The organism is Psychrobacillus sp., from assembly GCF_056205495.1.
Genome location: NZ_JBAEAP010000602.1, coordinates 1 through 4,750, shown reverse-complemented (window position 1 = coordinate 4,750; position 4,750 = coordinate 1). Strand labels below are relative to the sequence as shown.

The following is a 4,750-nucleotide window of genomic DNA, read 5'->3' as shown; positions in this document are numbered from 1 at the left end:
ATACCTTCTTGCTCCTGAAGTTGAGTTTTAAGCTTCTCCAATTCAGCCTTTTTGTGACCTAACTTCGCACTGTAAACAGAAATTGTCTCCAATGTTTCATCCAGAGCTGCTCTCTTTTTTTGTTTATCTGATAAGCTGGTTTCAAGAGCCTCTTGTGTTGGAAGACTTTCAAAATCTCCATTTTCAGTGGAAATGTCCTTAATTTGTTTCTCTAAATTGGTAAGTTGGTTTTTTTGATTTGTCCCAACATTTAATAACTCTCTTGTTTGGTTATTAATAGCTTTGAACCCGTTTTCCAATTCAGTGGCTACTTGGGCCTTGATAGCCTGATACTTGGTAATGGAATTGCTCTTAGACAGTTGAATGCTTGCTTGTTGCTTTAAAACAAATTTCTCTCTTACATAAAGACCCTCTAGCAGAATAGCTAATTTCTCAGTAGTCAGCTCTTCTTCATCTGAAGTCATAATATGCTTTAATCTGTTCATAAATTGGTGGATTTCTTTAACCGTGTAGTTAGAATCAAAAACGACACCACTTCTGCCCATATTGCTTTTGACGGTCTCTACAGGATACTTATGTTTTTTTAGTAGTTTTTCTAAAAATGCTATGGCTGAGCTCAATCGAGCATTTAACTCCTGCCAATCACTTGAAGACTTTATGCTTTCAATTAACAAATCTAACTCTTCCATCTGACGGTTAACAAGAAATGACGGAACAATCCCACATAGCTTTAGACGCTCCTTCAGTTCCTCCACCTTACGGATTGTTTGGATTTCTTTTTTTAGAGCCTCTAGCGCCCCTAATTTTTTTTGAAATTTTTGATGCTGTTCTCTTGTATGTTCTATTTCTTGTTGAGCTTTTTGTAAAGAATGCACTGATTTTTGATATAAAATCAGATCTTGTATACTTTCCAATTCCTTCGTTAGCTGCTCCGTTTGTTCTGTTAATTGTTCTATTGAAGGATTAGCTTCCAGGAACTGCTCCATAACCTTTATTTCCTGAGCTATTTGTTGAACTCCAGGACCAATACCTTGTATGGTGAGTTCAATTTCCTCACGTTCCTTTTTTAATGAAACTAAGGCTTTTTTCAATGCTCTTATTTGTTGACTACGTTCATCATGCTCAGTCTGTGCAATGACTTTCTTTTCAATAGCTTCTATTAAACGTTGCTTTTCCTCTTCAAGACTTTTTATCTCTATGGAAATGTTATTTAGTCTGTTTTTCAGCAGATTTTCTTGAGAAGCATGTTGCTCTATTACATTGGAAAGTGTAGCAAGCGTTTGTTCCTTCCAATACTGCCCCACATTTTCTTCTATAAATCTTTTCCCTTCTTCTTCTATGCTCTCCGTTCTACCAAACCGTAAAATACGAATTTCTTTGTTTGATAATAATCTACTAAGGGCATTGTCGACCGCTAAGTTTGACTGAGAGGCTACAAGGGTGCGAAGTCCAGCTTTAGCATTCTGCTGACATATTTCGGAAATAACAGTTGTTTTACCCGTGCCTGGGGGGCCCTGAATAACATATAAGTCTTCTGCAGACATGGCACCAACGACTGCCTCCTGTTGAAACTCATTAAGCCTATTATGGAATTCCAGTTCCTTTTGTTTATTAGTAATTCTAATGGTGGGACGATCTTCAAATAGAATTTTTTCTAGGTTGGCATTTGCTGCTAAGCCATTTTGGAGATCCTCAAAGCCTTTTCGTAGTCGACGTATTTGACTGAGGGTTGCAAAATTACTAAAAACCACTTCCTTAGCTTTAGGGTTCAAACTATTTTTCCTTGCCATTTCCCTAATCCTTGGTCTTAACTCTATTTCAATAGTGTTTTTATTTCTATTTGCTTTTAATACATCCCCAATGTCATTTTGGTAACCCTTGAAGCTAATGCTTAGCCCTCTTATTTTATTCCATTCGTTACCGTTAACTTCACAGCCTACTAATGACATCCTACTAAAATCTTCGTTAAATATAATTTTAGAAAAGCTTGCAGTTATATCAGCAATATCCGCATTTCTTTCCTGTATTTTTAAATAACCTTCCCAGCTTGATATCCGTTTTTTCACATATTCAGAGCGTTCCTCTGCTACAGGTAACTCTCTTATCTTTGTATGTAACTGTATCGGTAACCCAGCACCGTTATTTTTTGATGTAACAAATGATAGGTTAACTGGTAGCCTTCTATTTGTCTGTACCGGCACTCGGGATCCGCGTACATGAAATCCGGTTGCAAGAAACCCATTGTTCTGTAGTACACAGTCCATTATTGCTACCTTGCCATCCAGCTTTTGAGTAAGCTTCAAGTTCTCTATATTGTCAAAGTATAAGGAAAGCGAGATATTTCCTTGCGCATTAACCGGACGTTTCTCAATATAAACTTGAAACGATTTTTGTATATTAAAAAAGTCGTGTTCATCAGCTGACCACTCCTGTATTCCTTTGCGAGCATTATTAGTCATCATTAAATTGCAGCGCATTGTTTTTTCTAGAGTTGAAACATTACTCATGAACAGACCTCCTTTTAGATTTTTTAGTCCAACTTATATATGTTAGCATTTTTTAAGGATTTCTTAAATTATCAACTACTTTTTTAATTTGGTTATATTTAGAAAGGTTAATTTTTTTGTTGGTACTCAACTAGTAAAATATAAAATCCTTAGTTATCCCACTCAACCTGCATTAAAATTCTATAAATAAAAATCTCACCATGCGCATGTTAACGTATCGTAAAATTTCTCTGCACCCATCCATAAGCAAAACATTTTAGAAAAGGAACATTGTATTATATTAATATAATTTTCTAAATAATTACAATATTATAATTTTTTGTTTGTATTTTTTATTATTTTTCCCTATTATTAAAATACAGTTTTCTAACTTAATATTCAGAAAGCTAGTAAAGTTGAAGGAGGAAGGAAAATGCCAAAGAAAGCTGGAAGTGTATTAAACCCTGCTAGTCCTCAAAAAACCTCTAAAAAAGTGAAAAAAAGCGGAAAGGAACCACCACTTTACAACTATGAGGCTATTGCACACAGCCCTGAATTTGTTGCCTTAAAAAAGAAGAAAAGAAATTTTATCGTTCCAATAACGATTTTCTTTCTGCTATTTTATATTTCTTTACCGATTTTAACGTCTTATACAACTATATTAAACAAGCCAGCAATTGGAGATATAACTTGGGTTTGGGTTTTTGCACTTGCTCAATTCATCATGACCTGGACCTTATGTATGATTTATGTTCGTAAAGCAGAGGGGTTTGATAAGGATGCAGAAGAAATAATCGAAAAGGAAAAGGCAGGTGATTATGTATGAATGGCATGAGCACAGTTGGTCTAATATTTTTTGTAGGAATCGTAGCTTTAACTCTATTTGTCACATACATTGCATCCAAACGAACCAACTCAGCTAGTGAATTTTACACTGCCGGTGGAGGTTTGTCTGGCTGGCAAAATGGTATAGCCATCGCGGGAGATTACCTTTCTGCTGCATCATTTCTCGGGATTGCCGGAGCTATCGCACTTTTTGGTTTTGATGGATTCTTCTATAGTATAGGTTACCTAGTAGCATATTTAGTTGTACTTTACATCGTAGCAGAGCCTCTAAGAAATTTGGGGAAATATACGCTAGCCGATATGATTAATGCACGATTTAATCAAAAAAAAGTACGTGGGGCTGCTGCTATTAGCACTATTACCATCGTTTTGTTCTATATGATTGCACAGCTTGTGGGTGCAGGTGCACTAATACAATTATTACTAGGCATTGATTACTGGATTGCTGTACTAATCGTAGGAGTTATGATGACTATCTATGTTCTTTGGGGTGGAATGGCTGCAACGAGCTGGGTACAGATCATTAAGGCTGTATTGTTAATGATTGGGACAGTCCTTATCTCGTTTTTAGTATTATGGAAATTCAACTTTAATATCCTTGGTATGTTCACTGAGATGAAAACGGTTACAGAGCAAGGAGAAAACTTTTTAAATCCTGGAGTAAAATATACGAATGGTTTGGACACAATTTCTATGATGATCGCCTTAGTATTAGGTACAGCGGGTTTACCTCATATTCTTATGCGATTTTTCACAGTAAAAGATGCTAAAACTGCCCGTTCTTCTGTGGTGTATGCAACATGGATTGTAGGTATCTTCTATGTTCTTACTATTTTCCTAGGTTTTGGAGCTGCTTACTTTGTAGGAGCTAGTGACATTATGGCGGCAAACTCAGCAGGAAACATGGCAGCACCATTATTAGCCCAGGCACTAGGAGGAGATATCCTCATGTCTTTTGTATCTGCGGTTGCCTTCGCCACTATATTAGCAGTAGTAGCAGGCCTAGTTCTATCAGGTGCATCTGCATTTGCCCATGATATTTATGGACAAATCATAAAGAAAGGAAAAGCAACAGAAAAACAGCAAATGAGAGCTGCTCGTTTTGCTTCTGTTGGTGTTTCACTTCTTTCTATTGTTTTAGCCTTAGGAGCACAAACGATGAATGTAGCATTCTTAGTTTCACTAGCATTCTGTATTGCTGCAAGTGCTAACTTACCCGTTATCATCTACACCATCTATTGGAAAAAGTTCAATACCGCTGGAGCTATGACAGCAATTGTTACAGGGCTAGTAACTGCGCTAGTATTAGTTTCCTTAAGTCCAAACCTTTGGGGAACAGATGGCACACATTTATTTAATGGTACAGCTCTTTTCCCATTAACAAACCCTGCGATTTTTTCAGTACCTGCTGGGTTCTT

3 protein-coding genes are annotated in these 4,750 nt (G+C 36.6%); 2 read left to right on the top strand and 1 reads right to left on the bottom strand.

Annotated features, from left to right (window positions below; translation table 11 throughout):
• A partial coding sequence (locus AC06OU_RS17135) for an AAA domain-containing protein (RefSeq protein ID WP_475857378.1) occupies positions 1 to 2,507 on the bottom strand: 2,507 nt, incomplete at its 3' end.
• A gap of 412 nt (positions 2,508 to 2,919) precedes the next feature.
• On the opposite strand from AC06OU_RS17135, the gene AC06OU_RS17130 reads away from it, so the two are divergent.
• Together AC06OU_RS17130 and AC06OU_RS17125 are read left to right on the top strand one after the other, a co-directional pair.
• Positions 2,920 to 3,312, top strand: coding sequence for a DUF485 domain-containing protein (locus tag AC06OU_RS17130; RefSeq protein ID WP_169360182.1), 393 nt, complete (start codon positions 2,920 to 2,922; stop codon positions 3,310 to 3,312).
• 5 nt (positions 3,313 to 3,317) lie between these two features.
• On the top strand, positions 3,318 to 4,750 hold a 1,433-nt coding region (locus tag AC06OU_RS17125; protein ID WP_475857380.1), incomplete at its 3' end, for a solute symporter family protein.

Bases quoted from the DNA above. Each gene is read 5' to 3' on its own strand.
- AC06OU_RS17130 (WP_169360182.1), top strand. From the start codon at position 2,920: ATGCCAAAGAAAGCTGGAAGTGTATTAAACCCTGCTAGTCCTCAAAAA.